We start from the raw sequence: 18955 nt of genomic DNA on the forward strand, positions 1-18955 counted from the left end.
GAGGACTGCTGCGCAGTCCAGCGGGAGTAAACTCCCTCGCCACAAAAGCCAGCCACATTTGCGACTCGTTGCAACTTACAGAATCAGTAGAGAACCAGCATGAGACTGTCCCGCTTCTTTATCGACGCCCCCCTGAGCATCGGCGAGCACGAATTGCCCGAGGCCCAGGCGCACTACATAAGCCGTGTGCTGCGCATGGCCGAAGGCGATGCGTTGCAGCTGTTCGACGGCTCGGGGGATGAGTTTCGCGCTCGGCTGGTCGACGTTGGCAAGAAGCGCGTCGTGGTGCAGATCGATGAAAGTTTCCCAGGGCAGATCGAGTCGCCGCTGCAGATCCATCTCGGCCAGGGTTTGTCCCGTGGCGAGCGGATGGACTGGGCGATTCAGAAAGCCACTGAACTGGGCGTGACCGAAATCACCCCGATCTTCAGCGACCGCTGCGAAGTTCGATTGAAAGATGAACGCGCCGACAAACGCCTCATGCATTGGCGCCAGGTGGCAATCAGCGCCTGTGAGCAATGTGGGCGTTCGCGGGTGCCGGTGATTCATCCACCGCTGCTGCTGGCGGATTGGCTGAAGCAAGCCGAGGCCGAATTGAAGCTGGTGCTGCACCCGGTAGCCGAGCCGTTGGTCAGTCATGCCAAGCCTGCGACGCTGGCGTTCCTGATTGGCCCTGAAGGCGGGTTGTCGGATGCCGAGGTTGAACAGGCCAAGGGATCTGGCTTCCATGCTGCCCGACTAGGTCCGCGCGTGTTGCGAACCGAGACCGCGCCGGTTGTCGCATTAGCGGTTGCCCAACAGCTTTGGGGTGATTTCTAGGCGGCCATCGCTAGCAGGCTAGCTCCCACACTGAGTTTTGAGTGTTCACCCGTTTCATGTTCACTAGAGATCTCCTGTGGGAGCTAGCCTGCTAGCGATTGGCCTCAACGCGGTCTACAAGACATAAAAGAATATCGCCACAAAATGCAGCAAACTTCCGGCGATCACAAACAGATGCCAGATCCCGTGCGCATGCCGCAGCCGATGATCAAGCGCGAAAAAGACAATTCCCACGGTGTACAAAACCCCGCCCGTCGCCAACCAGGCAAACCCGACGCCACCCAGCGCCGCCATCAGCGGCTTGACCGCCACCAGCACGATCCAGCCCATCACCGCGTAAATCACGATAGACAGAATCCGTGCTTCGGATCGCGGCTTGATCTCTTGCAGGATGCCGATCAGCGCCAGCCCCCAGACAATCCCGAACAACGTCCAGCCCCACGGCCCGCGCAAGGTAACCAGGCAGAACGGCGTATAGCTGCCGGCAATCAACAGGTAGATCGAAAAGTGATCGACCTTCTGCATGATCGCTTTCTTGCGCCCGCGCACGCTGTGGTAAACCGTCGAGGCGCTGTACAGCACCAGCAACGTGAACCCGTAGATCGCCACACTGACAATCTTCCACGGACTGCCGTCCAGGCTGGCAATGACCAGCATCCACACCACACCCACAAACGCCGCGACCGCCCCGACCAGATGCGTCCAGGCGTTCAATTTTTCCCCGTGATACATCTATTGCTCACCTCGTCATTCGTTGCTGCACAGCGCAAGGCTCAGGCCTCAAGCGTAAAAGCGCAATGTTTCAGAACAAATCGACCTCTGCAGGATCTGCGTTGACGCCGTGCATGACTTGCATAGGGTTATGTAGGAGCTGTCGAGCGAAGCGAGGCTGCGATCTTTTGATCTTTCTTTTAAAAACCAAAAATCAAAAGATCGCAGCCTCGCTTCGCTCGACAGCTCCTACAGTTCCTACTGCTCCTACAAAAGCTCGCATGCGTGCACAATCGAGCCATTCGAATAAGAGTCCACATCATGCTGATTGACGAAGAGTTGACCCTGAAAAAACTCGAGGTGTTCCTGGCCTTCATGCGTACCGGCAACCTGGCGAGAGCCGCTGCCGAACTGCAGACCAGCAACGTCAGCGTGCACCGCGCCATTCATTCCCTCGAAAGCGCCCTGCGTTGCCCGTTGTTCAAGCACGAAGGCCGCAACCTCACGCCACTTGAGAGCGCGTATGTGCTGGAGGAGCGGGCGCAGAAACTGATTCAGGATGTCGTGGAAAGCGTGCGCCTCACCCGCGAGGCCGCCGGTTTCTCTGCCGAACGCTTCAAGTTGGGCTCACTGTATTCGCTAACGGTGAAGACCGTGCCACAGCTGATCATGGGCCTGAAAATTCGCCGCAGCGAACTCAACATCGACCTGATTCTCGGCTCCAACTTCGACCTGCTGTACAAGCTCAAGAACATGGAAGTCGATGCGATTCTCGTGTCTTTGGATGACAGCATCAATGACCCGGACTGCGAGCATATTCCGCTGTTTTCCGACGATATCTTCCTGGCCACGCCGGCCGATTCGAAGTTTGCCAACAGGGCTGAAGTCGACCTTGCCGAAGTGCGCGATGAAACCTTCATCACCCTGACCCAAGGCTTCGCCACCCACCAGGATGGCAAGCGGGTATTCGAGCAGGCGGGGTTCGAGCCAAAGGTGGCGATGCAGGTCAACGACATCTTTACCCTGTTGAGCATGGTCAGCTCCGGCGTGGGTTATGCGTTGCTGCCAGGGAGAATTGCGGCGGTGTATGAGAACCGGGTGAAGCTGATTCCGCTGCAGGAAAAGTATCGGCTGCAGCAGCACATTGGCGTGGTGTTCCTGAAGGCCAAGGAGCGGGACCCGAATTTGCTGGCGCTGTTGGCGGAGTGTCGGATGTATGCCAATCGGCAGGCTTGAAAACGCGTCGCCCCCAATCGCCAGCAGGCTGGCTCCCACAGTGGGAATGCATATCCCTGGGGGAGTGCATACCCTTTCCCCCTGTGGGAGCTAGCCTGCTAGCGATGGCGTCAGCCCAGGCAACTCAGAATCTGCAGTCAGCCCACAATCCCGCGAACTATGAAGTACAACAACGAAGGCCCCAGCAAACACCCAAGCCCGGTATGAAAAGTCGCGGTCAATGCGCCATAGGGCACCAGCCGCCGATCCGTCGCCGCCAGCCCGGCAGTCACACCGCTGACAGTGCCGGCCAACCCGCCAAATACCATCGCCGAACGCGGGTTATCCAACCCCATCCAGCGCGCCGCCATCGGCGTGCCGACCATCACCAGAATCGCCTTGATCAACCCGGTGGCAATCGACAACGCGACCACGTCCGAACTCGCACCAATCGCTGCGCCAGTCACCGGCCCGACGATGTAGGTCACCGCACCCGCGCCGATGGTGGTCATGCTCACGGCGTCCCGATAACCGAACGCCCAGGCAATACTCGCGCCGACAACGAACGGCAGAATCGTGCCCAGCAACAACGCAATCACACCAATCAGCCCGGCCTTTTTCGCTTCAGTCGCCTGCACTTCAAACGCCGTGGCAACAATGGCGAAGTCACGCAGCATCGCGCCGCCCATCAAGCCGATACCGGAAAACAAGGTCAGGTCCGCGAGGCCTTTTTGCCCACCGGTCATGGTGCCGCCCACCCAGGCCAACACCAGACCGATGACGATGGCAATGGCCGAACCGTGAATCCGTCCGAACGTCAGTCGTTTGGACAAGACCACCGACACCCACATGATCACGCCGACAAAGGCGAACGCAGTGACCAGACCGTTATGCTCAAGACCTTTTTCAACGAGATCCCACATATCAGCGTCCTCCTACAGGTGTGCCGACCGGGGTTATTTCCGCCGGCTCATCGGGCAAGGGTTCTCCCTTGTGGGTCCGGCTGATCAAGGCAATGGTGCAGCCACAAAGCACCACCGAACCGATCGCTGCCAGCACTGCCACCGGGCCACCATGCAGCGCGGTGACGACGTTCTGTTGCGCCGCCATCGCGACCACGACAGGGATGTACATGGCGCCCCAGAAGCCGACGCCCATCTCGCAATCCTTGGTCATGCCGCCGCGTTTTTGCATCCACAACCGGGCGCAGATCAACAGGATCATCGCGATCCCCACGCCGCCCACATTGGACTTCACGCCCAGCAACACGCCGAGCATGTCACCCATGATCACGCCTGCCAGCGTACAAATCGCCAGCAGCGCCACACCGTAGATAATCATTGTTGTAGTCCTCAAAGTGCATCGTCGAATGTTGTTTTTGTTGTTCGAAGCCTGAGTCGCAGATCTAGTGTTGGCGGCTTCCCTCCTCACGCAAAAGCGCCTGTAAGGTGTCGAGCCGCGCGCCGTCGAAAGCGATGACGGTGCCCTGCTCGAATACCCGACGCGCCAGTCCGGTCAGCACCGCGCCGGGCGGGAGTTCGATCTGCAGACGAACGCCACGCTCGTAGGCGCTTTGCACCGTGCCGCGCCAATCGACGACGCGGCACATGTTGAAAGCCAAGTCGTCGCGCAAGGCATCGGTGTTGATGATCGGCCGGGCGCGACTACCACTCAGGTAGCCCGACGCCGGCGTTTTCATCGGCACCTTGGCGAACGCTTCCGCCAGGGTTTTGGCCGGGCCTTCCAGCAACGGGCAGTGCGAAGGAACGCTGACTGCGAGGCGTTTGGCCAAGCCTGCGCCTTGATCTTTGGCCAGCGTCGCGACTGCCTTCATCGCGCCATCGCTGCCGGCAATGACCACCTGGTTATCGGAATTGATGTTGGCCAGGTAGACCGGTGTATCGACGCTATGAACCTGCGCCAGCAAACTTTCCACTGTGGTCAGATCAAGGCCGATGATCGCGGTCATCCCGTAGCCCTGCGGATAAGCCTGCTGCATCAGCTCACCGCGCAGGCTGACCAAGTGCAGTGCATCACTGAAGCTCAAGGCACCGGCCACCACGGCGGCTGGATAAGCACCGATGGACAGGCCGGCCACGTAATCCGCTTTCATTGCTAACTGGCGCGACGCAGCCACGCCGGCGATCAGCAGGCAAAGCTGCACAGACCTCGTCGATTGCAGTGCCTCAGCGCAATCCAGCAACAAGGCATCTTCACCCAGCGTTTCACTCGCCTCGCTCACCGTTTCCTGGGGTAAACGATGGAGCATGCCCGGCTGCTGCGCGCCTTGCCCCGGGAACACCAGCAAACTGCTCACGCTGCTTGCTCTTGTGGGTTCCAGGGATCATCGACCAGACAGGCGCCGACGGCACTTTTGAGCAGGACTTTTCGCGAAGAACTTGCCCACTCGCGCAATGCGACGGCACCTAAAGGCGTCTGCAACTGCATGTCCGCCGGGCATGCAGCAACATCGAGCAGTTTCACCAGTTCCTGCGCTTGCAACCGATGCAACGGTTGCGGCGTACGCAGGATCAAGTCCAGGTCACTCTGCGGGTGCAAGGCCTCGATCCCGCTGGCCAATTCGAACCCGGCACTGCCGCTGACACCCCAGACCCAACCGCAATCGTCGAGCATCGGTCGCAGTTGATCGAGGGCGCGTACTGCCGGCAGATCCCGTTCGATCAAGACGTGACACAGCGCTTCCGGCTTGACGCAACGCTCAATCCCGTCGACCCGCATGACCGTTGCAAAGCGCTGCTCACGCAAACGCCCACGCACCCCGACTGCGATTTCGCCCGCCGTGCACAAAGCCCGTCGAACCACCACCGGCTGCGCTGCGTTGATCGAATCGATCACCCAGGCAGGCGCGTCCTCAGGCAACTGCGCCAGGGTCATCCCCCAGAGCAGGTCATGGGCCAGGATCGCGCTCACCACTGTGCTCTCAACAGTTGGCGAACCTGGCTCGAGGCGGCACGATTGCTCGCGCCCAAACGGCTGCTGAGATCGCGACCACTGACAGCGACATCAGCAATCGCCTGGCTCAGGCATTCAGTCACGCGGGCCAGATCGGCGGCGGTGGGCTGTTCGATGTGCTCCACCGACAAGGTTTCCCAGAGCAGTCCGAGGCTGGCATAGCTGTCGATGTCATAGGCCATCGGCGGCACACTGGCGGCCAGGGCTTCAAGTTCTTCGACGCTGCGCAACGTCACGCGCGCGGCCGATGCCTTGCCCATGGCATGCACCATCACCCCCGGGTCCCGCAGTGCGATCAGTCGATTGGCCTGGTAACCGTGAGCCAGAAACGCTCCCGACATCGCCTTGCCCACCAACAATCCGATGACCGCATGGCCAGCCAATCGAGCGCGGGCGTAACTGTCCGCCGCGCCCGCCAATGCCTGGTGAATGCCGAGCGCTTCTTCGCGCCGGCCGTAGGCCTGACTGGGCACATCGACGATAGCGATCACCGCGCGTTTGTGCGGTTTGTACTGATCGGCCGCGATGATTTCATCCACAGCCTTGGCCAGACCCCACCCTTCCAGCAGGCCGACTTCACCATTGCGGGCGCGCACAAAACGGTTGTCGGGATCGGCCACAACGGCAATGAACCGCACGGTCTGATCACCCAGCACGCCATCGGCGACCTTCAGCGAGGCCGGCAAACCTTCGACCGGTTTCGCGCCGGCACTCAAGGCATCGAACCAGTGCAACCCGCGCAGGGAATACGAACTCATGAGTGCTCTCCTTGATACAGATCGCGAACCGTCGCCGGCTCGATTTGCGGTACGGCGTCCAGACGGGCCAGGCGTTGCAGATACCGTTCGGCCTGATGGCTGCGCGGTTGTGCCGGCAGCCCTTGCTTGAGCAATTCACTGACGTGTTGCTGGATCTGCTCGACGTCGTCGGCAACGTAGCGGTCTACCAGACCGCTGGCGAAACGTTGCTCGCCTCCGGTCAGGCTCCAGATGAAAGGACGATCACGGGAGTCATATTCCTCAAGCCCCGCTTCCTGTTCGATCACTTGCGGGCCGTTCAAGCCAAGCCGTGCTTCGCGCGTCACCACCAGATAGCTGCAGAGACCGGCAGCAATCGACATCCCGCCAAAGCACCCGACGCTACCCGCCACGACGCCGACAACAGGCTGGTACTGCTGTAGATCGACAATGGCCGCGTGAATATCGGCAATCGCTGCCAGACCGAGGTTGGCTTCCTGCAAACGCACGCCACCGGTTTCCAGCAGCAATACGGCACGGGTCGACGTGCCTTTGCGGTTGTCTTCGGCCGCCAATTCCAGCGCGCCGGCAATCTTGGCCCCGCCGACTTCCCCCAGGCTGCCACCCTGAAATGCGCCTTCGATGGCGGCAATGACCACCGGCAATCCGTCGATGCTGCCTTTGACGATAACCACGCCGTCATCGGCTTGTGGCACCACGCCCTGGCGCGACAACCACGGCGACATGACACGTTGAAAGGGGTCAAGCAATTCGCGAAAAGTGCCGGCATCGAGCAAGGCTTTCGCCCGTTGCCGCGCGCCGAGTTCGACGAAGCTGTGTTTGTGGGCAAGCACTGCGATGTCAGTCATGGCCGATCTCCTCAAAGCCTTGCTCCAGACGCAGGCGCACCACGCCTGGGGTCGCGCCGAAATCGTGGATATCGATGTCCATCGCCGGGGGTGTCTGACCTTCAAACATCCGTGCAAACAGGTGCTGCCAGCGTTGCTCGCTACCGTTGACCGAGGTCTGCACCTGGATCGTCAACTTGCCTGCCTGACCGGGCTCGATCAGCACTTCCAGATCGCCGGAGCCGACACAACCCACCAGCGTGCGGCCACGGGGTGGCTGACCGGCGGGGAATTCAAACGATAAGGTTTCCATCAGGACGCTCCCTGGATACTGCCGTCGCCGGACTCGATGCGGTCAAGAAACAGGCTGGCGGCGAGCAGGTCCGCGGCACCGCCGGGCGAGGCATTCAATGCGATAAGTTGTTGGTCGAGTTCATGCAGATGACGGCGACCGGCGAGGCTGGCGCTGCCACCTTTGTCCAGCACCGCCTGGGCACCAGCCTGCATGGCGTGCAAGCCCTGCTCACCGGCGCGGTACAGCACGCAGGTATCGGACAGTTGGGTCATGATCGCCAGCAACGCATCGAGGCGGGCATTCTGTTCGCCGGCGCCGGCGGCACGACTGCGTTTGAGTTGTGGCAACGCGCGGTGAATCACGGCCGGGAAACCCAGCTGCGCCTCTTCACGGGCTCCGCGTGCGCCGTATCGTAGGGCGACCTGGGCGCCATGACTCAGGGCGCGCGGCGCATAACAGTCATCAAGCAGGGCTAATCGCGCCGCTCGCAGGGCCACGCTATGCGGGGCATTGGCTTCAGGGGCCAGGGCTGTGGCCGTGACCAAAAGACCCAAGGCCCAAATCGCGCCACGATGGGTATTCACACCGGCCGTGGTGGTGAGCATGGCGTGCTCCCCTTCCCGGCCAATGCGCCCGACGGCTTCGCGCAGTTGCACATTCACTTCGCCGAACGCGATGGCCGCTCCAGCCATTTCCTTGAACGCCGGCCACAACGACAGCGCCGAGGCATGCATTAGTCCGAGGTGCAAATCGGTGTGAGCGCCATTGCCGCGACGGTCGACCAGTGCCGGTTTCGGCGACAGATCCGCTTCATCGATCAGCGCGTCCACCGCAAGATCCGCCAGCCGATCGGCCAGGGTTAAAGGTTTGGGTTGCAGGTTGAATGCGTGCATTACCAGCTCCTGAACTTGGCGGGCGGGTTGTAGAGGCCACCGGACCATTCCACCAGGTCCGCCACGCTTTTCGCCGCCAGCAATTGGCGAGTGGCATCGGTGCGGCGGATGCCGAGATCCTCGGGCAAAGCGATCAAGCCTTCGCGGCGCATACGGGCGGTGTCTTTGGGATTGTGGCGCAGCCCGATGGTGGTGACTCCGGCGACGGCGGCGATCATCGCCTGACGCTCTTCGAGCGAGCGCGCCTTGTACAAATAGGCGATGCCTTCTTCGGTCAGCAGGTGCGTGACGTCGTCGCCGTAGATCATGATCGGCGCCAACGGCATGCCGCTTTTGCGCGCGACTTCCACAGCGTCCAGGGTTTCGACAAAGGTCGGTTTTCCGCCCTCCTGGAAGGTCTCGACCATTTGCACCACAAGTTTTTTGCCGCGTTCGAGCAGGGCTTCGGGCGCGTCTTCGTGGCGCATGTCGAGCCACGCCGGTGTGCCATGGCGACGACCGCGCGGGTCGTGGCCCATGTTTGGCGCACCACCGAAGCCCGCCAGTCGCCCACGGGTCACGGTGGATGAATGACCGTCGCCATCCACTTGCAAGGTCGCGCCGATGAACAGGTCCACGGCGTACTGCCCGGCCAGTTGGCAAAACATCCGGTTGGATCGCAGGGAACCGTCGCGGCCAGTGAAGAACACGTCTGGCCGGGCGGCGATGTAGTTCTCCATCCCCAGTTCGGTGCCGAAGCAATGCACGCTTTCGACCCAGCCGCTTTCGATCGCCGGTATCAGGGTGGGATGGGGATTGAGGGTCCAGTTGCGGCAGATCTTGCCCTTCAGGCCAAGGGACTCGCCGTAGGTCGGCAGGATCAATTCGATGGCGGCGGTGTTGAAGCCGATGCCATGGTTGAGCGACTGGACATTGTGTTTTTCGTAGATCCCGCGGATTGCCATCATCGCCATCAGCACATGCACGGGCTTGATGTGGCGTGGGTCACGAGTGAAGAGAGGTTCGATGTAGAAAGGCTTGTCCGCCACCACCACGAAATCCACCCAGGACGCAGGGATGTCGACACGGGGCAGTTCGCTGACATCGTCCACCAGTTGATTGACCTGAACGATCACGATGCCGTCGCTGAACGCGGCCGGTTCGATCAGCGCCGGGGTGTCTTCGGTGCTGGGGCCGGTATAGATATTGCCGGCGCGGTCGGCCATGAAGCCAGCCGAGAGCACGACGTTGGGGATCAGGTCCACCACCAGCCGTGCATAAAGCTCGATGTAGGTGTGGATTGCGCCGATTTCCAGCAATCCGTCTTCCAGCAACTGGCTGATGCGCAGGCTTTGAGTGCCGGCAAACGAGAAGTCGAGCTTGCGGGCAATGCCGCGCTCGAACAGGTCCAGATGCTCGGAACGCCCGACGCTGGGCATGATCATGTGCAAGTCGTGCAGTTTCGCGGGATCAGCCTTGGCCAGGGAGCGGGAAAGGAAATCCGCCTGCTTCTGGTTATTGCCCTCGAGCACCACACGGTCGCCAGGCAGGATCAACGCCTCGAGCGCCGCAACGATCTTGTCGGCGGGAAGGACCACACCGTCGGCCAGATCCTTGACCAACTCCAGACGCCGCTGCTTCTCGCTGCGCCGCCGCGTCCATCGCGAGTCGGGGGATATTGTTGTTGTCATGACCACTCCACGGGTTCGCTATCGTGGAGGTCACCTTAGGAGTGTTGGGATGGAGCATCAATCAAGCGCAGTGGCGGATAGTTACGGTCAGAGTAATGATTTGAATCCATGTTGCCAGTTCAGTACCCATCGCAGGCCATCTCGCCCTCGATGAGGCCGGAATTACCAACACAGGCATTGGGATTAGATGAGCACTGTGGCGAGGGAGCTTGCTCCCGCTCGGCTGCGCAGCAGTCGTATGGACATGAGGGCCGCTACGCGACCAAGCGGGAGCAAGCTCCCTCGCCACAGGAAGTTGAGTTGCATTGGAGATTTTCGGCGGTGGCAGCAGTCACGCAAGACCGACACTTTCCAACAAGCGCTCCAACGCCAACAAATCCGGCACCTTCGCCACCTGATCCCCCACTTGTACCGCCGCCTGCTCAAGCGCGCACAACGGCACATCCACATAGCTCAGCTGACTGTCCAGCTTGCACGACCTGGGAATTCCTTGCACCAGCAGCGCGATGAACCGCAGCTCCGGCCGGCCGCCCAGTGCATTGAGAATGACGATCCGCGCACGGTCTCCGATAACGATTTTGCCGCCACACGCCGATTCGAAACAGAGCAATGGAATGTGCCGATCCCGCCACGTCACGCGCCCCAAGTACCACGGTGGTGTATCCAGATCGAAAGCACCGGGCTGATAGTCGATCAGCTCGGCGACCGCGACGTTGGGCAGGATCAGGTTGCGATCTGCCAGGGGCAGCAGCAGTCCGGTGAGGTTGCTGGTGCGGTGTTCAAGCATGGGGTTTGCTCCACAAGGCGATGCTGTCGAGCAACACCGATTCCTGATACGGCTTGCCCAGGTAGTCATTGACGCCGATCGCCATGGCACGGTCGCGGTGTTTCTGGCCGGTGCGGGAGGTGATCATGATGATGGGAAGGTGCTGTAAACGTTCGTCGGCACGCACCTGTGCGGCCACTTCGAAGCCGTCCATGCGTGGCATTTCGATGTCCAGCAGCATCAGGTCAGGCAGGTGTTCTTCGAGCAGGAGCATGGCGTCGACGCCATCCTTGGCGGTCAGCACGTTCATGCCGTGGCGTTCGAGCAGACGACTTGTCACCTTGCGCACCGTGACCGAGTCATCGACCACCAGCACCAGCAATGGCTTGTGCGGTTCGACTTCCGCATCGTCAGTGGCCTGCGGGACACGGGCCTGCATGGCGCGCAGCGGCGCCAGCAGATCAAGAATCAGCACCACCCGGCCATCACCCAGAATGGTCGCCCCCGACAAGCCTTTCACGGCCGCAAATTGCGGACCGAGACTTTTGACCACGATCTCACGAGTCCCGGCCATGGCATCGACCTGCACAGCGATGTGCCGCTCGTTGCACTGCACCAGCAACACCGGTAATGGCAGGCTCTGGCCCAACAGTTTCGGACGAGAACTGGTTTTGAGAAGCTCACCCAGGTAGCACAATTCATAGTGCTGTCCGGCGTATTTATAAGTCGGCGGATCCAGCCGGTAATGCCCTTCGAGTTCGTTGGGCAGCACGCGAACAATGCCGTCGATGGTGTTCAGCGGGATCGCGTATTGATCCTCACCGCACTGCACCATCAATGCCCGGTTGACCGACACCGTGAATGGCAGGCGGATCCGAAAATGCACGCCCTGCCCCGGCCTGGAGTCGATGCTCATACTGCCGCCCAGCTGCCGCACCTCTTCATGCACCACGTCCATGCCCACGCCACGCCCGGAAATCTGGGTGATTTTCTCCGCCGTCGAGAACCCCGGTTGCAGGATGAATTGCAGCACGTCGCGATCACTGATATCGCTGTCGGGGGCCAGCAAACCACGCTTGATCGCTTTGCGGCGCACGGCGTCCAGCGGCACGCCAGCGCCGTCGTCGCGGATGTCGAAAATGATGTCGCCACCCTCTCGCGACAGGTCCAGGGTGATCATGCCTTGAGCCGGCTTACCCGCCGCAATGCGTGCCTCGGTGGATTCCAGCCCATGGTCCACCGCGTTGCGCAGCATGTGCTCCAAGGGGGCCGCCATGCGTTCGAGCACATTGCGGTCCATCTCGCCTTCAGCGTTGCCGACGATGAATTCCACGTCCTTGCCCAACTCACTGGAGACCTGGCGGACGATGCGTTTCAACCGCGGCAACATGCGTTCGAACGGCACCATGCGCGTACGCATCAGGCCTTCCTGCAACTCGGTATTGATGCGGCCCTGCTGTTGAAGCAGGTTCTCCGCGTCCTGATTGCGCCGGTCGAGTGTTTCCTTGAGATCGAGCAAGTCGGAGGCGGACTCGAACAACGCGCGTGACAGTTGCTGCAATTGCGAATGGCGATCCATTTCCAGCGGATCGAATTCCTCGTAACCCAGGCGTTCGGCTTCGACCTGCTGCCGGCTGAGAATGCGCCCCTGGGTTTCCGTATCGAGCCGACGCAGTTGATCGCGCATCCGTTCGATGGTGGTTTCCATCTCGCTCAGGGCCACGCGGGCATCGTTGACCTGTTGCTCGATGCGGCCACGGAATATCGACGTTTCACCCGCCAGGTTGACCAGATCGTCGAGCAGTTCCGCCGAGACCTTGACCATGTCCGCGCCGATATCGGGCTGCAAGATCGGCGGCTCGGGCTTGAGCGCGGCGGGTGCGACCACCGCGATGTCGGGCACTGCCGGATGACTGAAATTCCTGATCGCATCGATCAGCCGGTCGGCCGGCGGCAAGGGTTGGCCAGCGCGGGCCGCGTCGAGCATTTGGGCCAGTCGGTCATGGCTGCTTTGCAACAGGGCGAACAATGCCGCGGTCGGTTGCAACACACCCGCGAACAAGCCCTCGTAAAGGGTTTCCAGCTCATGGGCCAGGTCGCCTATCGGTGCGATTTCCACCATCCTTGCCCCGCCCTTCAGGGTGTGCAAATCCCGTAGCAGGGTTTCCACTTCCTGACGGTTCGACGGTTCAGCCTGCCAGCGCACCAAGGCAGCGCCGGAGTTTTCGATGATGTCGAAACCTTCTTCCAGGAAGATATCGAGCAACTCCGGATCATGGCCCGGCGAATCGCTGACCGCTGTTGTTTGCGCGACCTCCGCACTGACAACGTTGTGCTGGCGGTACTCACGAATGGTCTCGATCAGCTCATCCGGGTCGTCCAATGGCGTGTGACCGTGCAGCTGCTCGAGCAACTGTGCGAGGCGATCATGGCTTTGCTCAAGCAACTGCGCCAAGACGTCGTTGTGGCTGTAACGGCGGTCTGCCAACCCTTGGTAAAGGCCTTCCAGCTCATGGGCCAGATCGCCCACCGGTTCGATGCCGGCCATACGCGCACCGCCTTCGAGGGTGTGCAGATCACGCTGCAGGGACAGCAGCGGCGCGGCGTTGTCCGGATCACTCAACCAGCGTTGCAAGGCCTGGCCGGCGCTCTCGAGAATATCGACCGCTTCCTCAAGAAAGATCGACACGATCGCATCGTCGCGCTCGGCAGGAGATTCGGTCTTCGCCAGTTCGGCGGTGGCACTGCCCAGCTCACGGATGCTCAGGGTACGGCTGCCATCGCTGCGAATCAGGCCCATTGCCGAGGGATCAAGACTCTCGTCAAGCAAGTCACGCAAGGCTCGCACCCGCTCCGGTTGCGGGCTGACTTCCTGGCCCGCCGCCAGTTCGTCGAGCATGTTGATCAACGCTTCATGGGCACTTTGTGCCTCGTGAAAAAACCGGTCGCTGACCGCCAGGCTGCTTTCTTCCACCGCGCCATACAGATCGAGCAAGGCTTCGCAGAGCTCATCCACCGGGTGCAGATCGGCCAGGTGCGCGCCTTCGCCAAGGGTGGTCAGTTCATCCAGCAGCGCAGTGAGTTCCTGGCGCTCGCCGGGGTGTTGCTGCCAGCGTTGCAACAGGCTTTCGGCATCCAGCAGGATGTCCATGCCCTGGGCGAGGAAGTTGTTGATCAGTTGCGGATCGCGCTTGATGCGCATCCGGGTATGCGGTGCGTTCAAGAGGGTTTCCAGACGCTCGGCCAACAGCGCCTGGGTTCTTTCGATCAAGGTACGCGCACCGGGAATGTCAGCCAGTGGATCGATTTTCAGCTGGCGCAATCCAAGCCGGAACAAGCCTTCGGCCTCCAGCAACAACTCGACTTCGTCCAGGTCCAGCGCTAACAGATGCGCCTTGTACTCGCGGGCCAGTTGATCCAGCGGCGCCGCCAGTTCGGCAATCGGCACAACGCCGGCCATCGAGGCGCTGCCCTTGAGGGTATGCAAGGCGCGCTGCAAGTCGTCGCTGGCCTGCAACGGCACATGCTCGGCGGCTTGTTCGAGGAATCGGTTGAGGCTGGCCAAATGGGTTTCGGCTTCGTTGCGAAAGATCTCCAACAGCAGGGGATCGAGCGCGGCGACGTCTTGTACGTCCTCGTCCAGCAGCGGCTCAACGCCCTTGGCCAAGGCATGCGCACGGGCGGCCAGCTGGTCGACATCGTTGCGTTGTCGCTGGGTGTTGCTCGCAAATTCAGCCACCAGTTCAGGCAGCAGATGCAGCACATCCTCCAGTAGCTTCTGCACCGCAGGCCCTGGTTTGACGCTGTGTTCGAGCACGCGATTGAGCAGGTTCTCCACCGCCCAGGCCAGCTCGCCCAAGACCAATGCCCGGACCATACGGCCACTGCCTTTCAAGGTGTGAAAGGCCCGGCGCAATTCACTCAGGGCCGATGTGTTCTCGGGTGCGGCGGTCCAGCGCGGCAAGTATTCGCGAAGGGTATCCAGAACTTCTTCACCTTCTTCGAGAAACACTTCACGCAATTCATCGTCCACCGGCTCTTCGTCTGCGGGCGGCGGGAGCAGACTGCCCGGGGTGTTCAGGGCAGGCGGATTCACGACGGAAACGGGACTGGCCAATACATCGGCCAGGGTCTGGACCACTTCTGGATCTTCCAGCGCCTGCTGTTCCTGGATCACCTGCGCTTCACTCGGGCTCAGCACATCTTCCAGCACCGGCACATGCCGCTCGTTGGGGAAGAAGCCAAGGGCAGCCAAGCCTTTTTGCGCAACGTCGAGAAGATGCTCCCCCGGCGCCTCGGGGTCATCACTGAGACGCTCCAGGTAGTATTCGATGCTGGTGATAACGTCGGCGAGGCTGTCCAGTTCCTGCCAGCCGGGCTGGTCCGGGTCCAGCAACAAGTGCTCGCGGATGAAGTGATTGCAGGACTCGATCAGGCTGGCCGCGCGACTCAATGGAATCATCGCCAGCGCCCCACGGACCTGTGTCAGCAAGGCCGGCAAGGGCTGCAAATGCTGACGGTCCCAGTCGGCGTCGATGTAGTCGACGATCATGTCCTTGGCCTGTTGCAGGCAGATGCGCGCCTCCCTGATGACGATCTGGTGGATCTGGGTCAGGTCGGTGGTTGGCAGGCGGCTGTCTTCCTGGCTTTCCGGCTCAACGGTGCCGACCATGCCGGACAGGTTGGCTTCGACGTAGAGCAAGGCACCGGCGACGTCCATGAGAACGGCATCGCTGGGTTCGCGCTGGCCTTGAACGAGGCTCAGTACCACCGCCAGTTGATCGATGATGACCTTGCGCGGCTGACCAAATCCCAGCACCGCCAGGGTGTCGGCGATTTGTCGCAGGGGCGACAGCAGGCTTTCGAGGTCCGAGGTGTGCTGGCGGTCGCTGCGGACGAACAGGTCCAGGCGCTCTTTCACCCGCACCAGCTCTTCGCAGAGCGCCGCCAGCACCGAGCGCATGGCATCGCGGTCGGGGCCGGCCAACCGGGCGCGTTCTTCGTCGACCATTGCACTGTCAGGCAATGCGTCGTCCAGTGAGTAGCGATCTTTCATGGTCAGCATCTGCCCGGTGGGGTGGTCGGCTTTGGCAATGTAGAACAGCAAACTCTTGAGCAACTCTGGAGGCGCTGGTTGGTTGATGCCGCGCATGCCCTGTTCGAGCAGGCGCTTGAGTTCTTTGTCCGCGTCCTTGAACAGGCTGCGCAATGCCGGACTGTTAGCGATCGCACCGCCGCGCATGCCTTCGACCAACGCCGAAGCCACTTGCCACAAAGGGCTCAACGGCGCATCGCCACAGATGCCTTCGAGGCGCGCGAAGACCTTGGCCAGGTAGCCAAGGTGAGTATCGTCCTCCTGCTCGCGCAGTAAACCGACCAGCGCCATCTGCAGCATCTGCCGCAACTTGCGTAACACGTTGGGTAATTCCGCCGGCTCCAGAAGCGCGAGTTCTTCCTCGTCCAGCGCGGGCAAGTCCGGCAGTTGCGGGCTGAACAGACTGGTTTCTGACAGCAGGCTCTCGCCACGCGCGCTACGCAAATCATTGATCAGCGGCAGCACCACCAGCGGCAGGTCCCGCCGTGCGCCTTGTACCCGATCGAGGTAGATGGGCAACTGCCCGAGGGCTTGCAACAGCAGGTGGATCGCTTCATCACGATGGCTGACGCGGTTCTGCAACAGAGCCAGGGTCAGCTGTTCCATCTCTTCGGCGAGCAACGCCGCGCCGTAGAATTCGACCATCTGCAGCACGCCATGGACCTGATGGATGCACGCCAGGCATTCACCGAGCGCAGGCGTTGTCTGCTCCTCGTCGATGGCCATGCTTTCCAGGTGAAGAGCCGCCTGCCTCAGCGTTTCGGCAATCTCACCCTTGACCCACTCGAGGGCCACATAGTCGTGCCGATCACCCATAACCACTCCGCTCACTGCCCCTCTCAAAAAAAAGCATACGCCCGTTGGCGCTTCACACTTTATCCGCTGCTTGCGACTTGGCCGCCGGCAAGGTGAAACCGGACACCGAACGCCGCAGCTGACTGGCCATTTTCGCCAGGTTGCCGATGCTCTCGGCGGTAGCAGTGGAACCTGACGAGGTCTGCGAGGTGATTTGCTGGATCACGTTCATCGTCAGGGAAATCTGTCCGGCCGAAGACGTCTGCTGCTGGGCGGCGTTGGAAATACTCTGGATCAGCGCCGCGAGGGTTTTCGAAACGCCTTCGATTTCTTCCAGGGCCACTCCGGCATCGTGCGCCAGGCGTGCTCCGCGCACCACTTCGGTGGTGGTCTGCTCCATGGAAATAACCGCTTCGTTGGTGTCGGTCTGAATCGCCCGCACCAGGGTTTCGATCTGCCGTGTCGCGGCGGATGAACGCTCGGCGAGACGCTGCACTTCATCGGCGACCACCGCAAAACCGCGCCCGGCGTCACCGGCCATCGAGGCCTGGATGGCTGCGTTCAGGGCGAGGATGTTGGTCTGGTCGGCAATGTCATCGATCAGGCTGACGATATCGCCGATTTCCTGAGAGGACTCGCCCAGGCGCTTGATGCGTTTGGCGGTGTCCTGAATTTGTTCACGGATGTTGTCCATGCCGTGGATGGTGTTGTGCACCACCTCGTTGCCCTTGTTGGCGATTTCCACCGAACGCTCGGCCACCGCCGAAGATTCCGCGGCGTTGGCTGATACTTGATCGATGGATTGCGCCATGTCATTGATGGCCGTGGACGCTTCGGAAATCTGTTGGGCCTGATGCTCCGAAGCCTGCGCCAGATGCATCGCGGTGGCCTGGGTTTCCTGCACGGCAGCAGCGACCTGGCCGGCCGTCAGGTTGATGGTGGCGACCAGGTCCCGCAGTTGGTCCACGGAATAGTTGATCGAGTCGGCGATGGAGCCGGTGAAGTCTTCCGTCACCGAGGCGGTCACCGTCAGGTCTCCGTCGGCCAGGTCTTCGATTTCATCTAGCAGGCGCATGATCGCATTCTGGTTGCGCTCGTTCTTCTCGGCCGTTTCCCGCAGCTGACGATTGGTTTCACGCACCATCACCATGCCAATCAGGATGATCGACGCCAGTGCCAGCAGCCCCAGCACGTAGCCACCAATGGTGTCGGTAGTGCGCCCGCCGGCCAGGTTCTCAAACCCGGTGGCCAGGTGCGAGGCTTCGTCGAGCAAGGTTTGCGACAGGCTGAAAATGTTGGTGGCGGACTCACGGACCTTGAACAGCTCCGGTGAGGTCTCGAGGATTTCATCGACAGAGCCCGAGACAAATTCAAACAGCTCGGAAATCTCGACCAGACGCGCTCGCGCATCGCGGTCTTCGACCTGGCTGACTTTCAGCGCCGGATTGCCCTGCAGCATGCCATTGAGCACTTGGCCGAATCGCGCCGCGTCACGACCGAAAATGTCTGCGGCTTGCTGCGAACTTTCATCGCCGGCCAGTACGGTATTCACCGCGCCCAAAATACGCTCGGCCAGCAGCGATTGACGTTGAGCCATCGCGACCTGGGCGGCCGGTGCACCGCGCTGCAGCAGAATCTCGACGACTTTTTCGTATTCGACCTGCAATTGCGGCACGGTTTCGGCCAGTGTCGCCGCAACTTGATGCAGCGACAGTACGGTCTGTTCGCTGGAGAGAATGGTGTCGGTGTTTTTCAGCAGGCGCTCCCAATCCAGCTGCACGGCGCGCATTTCCGGGCGCACGGTGGACGGCGCCGGCGGCAGTCCGGTGGAGGGATCGCCTTTTTTCAGGTAACTCCAGCGCTGGGCGAAGTCATTGCGTGCATCGCTGAGCAGCTTGAACGCGGCGGACTTGCCGGCGGCGGCTTCGGTGGCGTTTTTGGCAATGCGCTGAGACAGCACGCGCAGTTCACCGGCGTGGCCGATGTACTGTTTGTCGTACGTGGCTTGGGTGTTGAGGTAAGCAAAGTTGGCGAAGAGCAGCATGATGAAAATGATCAGCGCGATGAACAGCACGATGATCTGCGAGCGGCTGCGCGACCCTTCCATTGACCTGCCTGTTTTTGCTTTTGTCATCGGT

Annotated in this window: 15 protein-coding genes; 2 read left to right on the forward strand and 13 right to left on the reverse strand. The window is 61.1% G+C overall.

Annotation, left to right across the window (positions count from 1 at the left end):
- Positions 1-99: 99 nt before the first annotated feature.
- Positions 100-819: a 16S rRNA (uracil(1498)-N(3))-methyltransferase gene (locus ACA063_RS27355; RefSeq protein ID WP_497664049.1), complete on the forward strand. Its 720-nt coding sequence runs from the start codon at positions 100-102 to the stop codon at positions 817-819.
- A 114-nt stretch (positions 820-933) separates the two neighbouring features.
- Here the strand turns inward: ACA063_RS27355 and trhA are convergent, their stop codons facing one another.
- On the reverse strand, positions 934-1551 hold the full coding sequence (gene trhA, locus ACA063_RS27360) for a PAQR family membrane homeostasis protein TrhA (RefSeq protein ID WP_497664050.1): 618 nt from the start codon (positions 1549-1551) through the stop codon (positions 934-936).
- A gap of 300 nt (positions 1552-1851) precedes the next feature.
- Between trhA and ACA063_RS27365 the strand changes: the two genes are divergently transcribed.
- Positions 1852-2766, forward strand: a complete 915-nt coding sequence (locus ACA063_RS27365; RefSeq protein WP_194691044.1) for a LysR family transcriptional regulator — start codon at positions 1852-1854, stop codon at positions 2764-2766.
- 137 nt (positions 2767-2903) lie between these two features.
- Here the strand turns inward: ACA063_RS27365 and madM are convergent, their stop codons facing one another.
- From madM to ACA063_RS27425, 12 genes are all read right to left on the reverse strand, one after another.
- Positions 2904-3668, reverse strand: a complete 765-nt coding sequence (gene madM, locus ACA063_RS27370; protein ID WP_497664051.1) for a malonate transporter subunit MadM — start codon at positions 3666-3668, stop codon at positions 2904-2906.
- 1 nt (position 3669) lies between these two features.
- The gene (gene madL, locus ACA063_RS27375) at positions 3670-4086 is read right to left on the reverse strand and encodes a malonate transporter subunit MadL (RefSeq protein WP_497664052.1); all 417 of its coding nucleotides are present in this window, start codon (positions 4084-4086) and stop codon (positions 3670-3672) included.
- Positions 4087-4150: 64 nt separating this feature from the next.
- Positions 4151-5062, reverse strand: coding sequence for a malonate decarboxylase subunit epsilon (mdcH, locus tag ACA063_RS27380; protein ID WP_497664053.1), 912 nt, complete (start codon positions 5060-5062; stop codon positions 4151-4153).
- Positions 5059-5679, reverse strand: coding sequence for a malonate decarboxylase holo-ACP synthase (locus tag ACA063_RS27385; RefSeq protein ID WP_497664054.1), 621 nt, complete (start codon positions 5677-5679; stop codon positions 5059-5061). Before ACA063_RS27385 ends, mdcH begins: the two co-directional genes overlap by 4 nt.
- Positions 5673-6476, reverse strand: coding sequence for a biotin-independent malonate decarboxylase subunit gamma (mdcE, locus tag ACA063_RS27390; protein WP_497664055.1), 804 nt, complete (start codon positions 6474-6476; stop codon positions 5673-5675). The genes ACA063_RS27385 and mdcE overlap by 7 nt, the downstream gene beginning before the upstream one ends.
- The gene (locus tag ACA063_RS27395) at positions 6473-7324 is read right to left on the reverse strand and encodes a biotin-independent malonate decarboxylase subunit beta (RefSeq protein ID WP_497664056.1); all 852 of its coding nucleotides are present in this window, start codon (positions 7322-7324) and stop codon (positions 6473-6475) included. The genes mdcE and ACA063_RS27395 overlap by 4 nt, the downstream gene beginning before the upstream one ends.
- The gene (locus ACA063_RS27400) at positions 7317-7616 is read right to left on the reverse strand and encodes a malonate decarboxylase subunit delta (RefSeq protein WP_497664057.1); all 300 of its coding nucleotides are present in this window, start codon (positions 7614-7616) and stop codon (positions 7317-7319) included. Before ACA063_RS27400 ends, ACA063_RS27395 begins: the two co-directional genes overlap by 8 nt.
- Positions 7616-8491, reverse strand: a complete 876-nt coding sequence (locus ACA063_RS27405; protein WP_497664058.1) for a triphosphoribosyl-dephospho-CoA synthase — start codon at positions 8489-8491, stop codon at positions 7616-7618. The genes ACA063_RS27400 and ACA063_RS27405 overlap by 1 nt, the downstream gene beginning before the upstream one ends.
- Positions 8491-10161: a malonate decarboxylase subunit alpha gene (mdcA, locus tag ACA063_RS27410; protein ID WP_497664059.1), complete on the reverse strand. Its 1671-nt coding sequence runs from the start codon at positions 10159-10161 to the stop codon at positions 8491-8493. Before mdcA ends, ACA063_RS27405 begins: the two co-directional genes overlap by 1 nt.
- Positions 10162-10492: 331 nt before the next feature.
- Positions 10493-10948, reverse strand: coding sequence for a chemotaxis protein CheW (locus ACA063_RS27415; RefSeq protein WP_497664060.1), 456 nt, complete (start codon positions 10946-10948; stop codon positions 10493-10495).
- Positions 10941-16838 (reverse strand): Hpt domain-containing protein, encoded by a 5898-nt coding sequence (locus tag ACA063_RS27420; protein WP_497664061.1) that lies wholly within the window; start codon positions 16836-16838, stop codon positions 10941-10943. Before ACA063_RS27420 ends, ACA063_RS27415 begins: the two co-directional genes overlap by 8 nt.
- Positions 16839-16890: 52 nt before the next feature.
- Positions 16891-18951 (reverse strand): methyl-accepting chemotaxis protein, encoded by a 2061-nt coding sequence (locus tag ACA063_RS27425; protein ID WP_497664062.1) that lies wholly within the window; start codon positions 18949-18951, stop codon positions 16891-16893.
- Positions 18952-18955: the final 4 nt, after the last annotated feature.

The sequence above is a fragment of the Pseudomonas sp. LBUM1643 genome (assembly GCF_059716215.1).

Excerpts from the sequence above, each read along its gene's own strand:
- madL (WP_497664052.1), bottom strand. The coding sequence starts at position 4,086 with ATGATTATCTACGGTGTGGCGCTGCTGGCGATTTGTACGCTGGCAGGC.
- ACA063_RS27415 (WP_497664060.1), bottom strand. The coding sequence starts at position 10,948 with ATGCTTGAACACCGCACCAGCAACCTCACCGGACTGCTGCTGCCCCTG.
- ACA063_RS27400 (WP_497664057.1), bottom strand. The coding sequence starts at position 7,616 with ATGGAAACCTTATCGTTTGAATTCCCCGCCGGTCAGCCACCCCGTGGC.
- ACA063_RS27420 (WP_497664061.1), bottom strand. The coding sequence starts at position 16,838 with ATGGGTGATCGGCACGACTATGTGGCCCTCGAGTGGGTCAAGGGTGAG.
- mdcA (WP_497664059.1), bottom strand. The coding sequence starts at position 10,161 with ATGACAACAACAATATCCCCCGACTCGCGATGGACGCGGCGGCGCAGC.
- ACA063_RS27425 (WP_497664062.1), bottom strand. The coding sequence starts at position 18,951 with ATGACAAAAGCAAAAACAGGCAGGTCAATGGAAGGGTCGCGCAGCCGC.
- trhA (WP_497664050.1), bottom strand. The coding sequence starts at position 1,551 with ATGTATCACGGGGAAAAATTGAACGCCTGGACGCATCTGGTCGGGGCG.
- ACA063_RS27365 (WP_194691044.1), top strand. The coding sequence starts at position 1,852 with ATGCTGATTGACGAAGAGTTGACCCTGAAAAAACTCGAGGTGTTCCTG.
- ACA063_RS27405 (WP_497664058.1), bottom strand. The coding sequence starts at position 8,491 with ATGCACGCATTCAACCTGCAACCCAAACCTTTAACCCTGGCCGATCGG.
- ACA063_RS27395 (WP_497664056.1), bottom strand. The coding sequence starts at position 7,324 with ATGACTGACATCGCAGTGCTTGCCCACAAACACAGCTTCGTCGAACTC.
- ACA063_RS27355 (WP_497664049.1), top strand. The coding sequence starts at position 100 with ATGAGACTGTCCCGCTTCTTTATCGACGCCCCCCTGAGCATCGGCGAG.
- madM (WP_497664051.1), bottom strand. The coding sequence starts at position 3,668 with ATGTGGGATCTCGTTGAAAAAGGTCTTGAGCATAACGGTCTGGTCACT.
- mdcE (WP_497664055.1), bottom strand. The coding sequence starts at position 6,476 with ATGAGTTCGTATTCCCTGCGCGGGTTGCACTGGTTCGATGCCTTGAGT.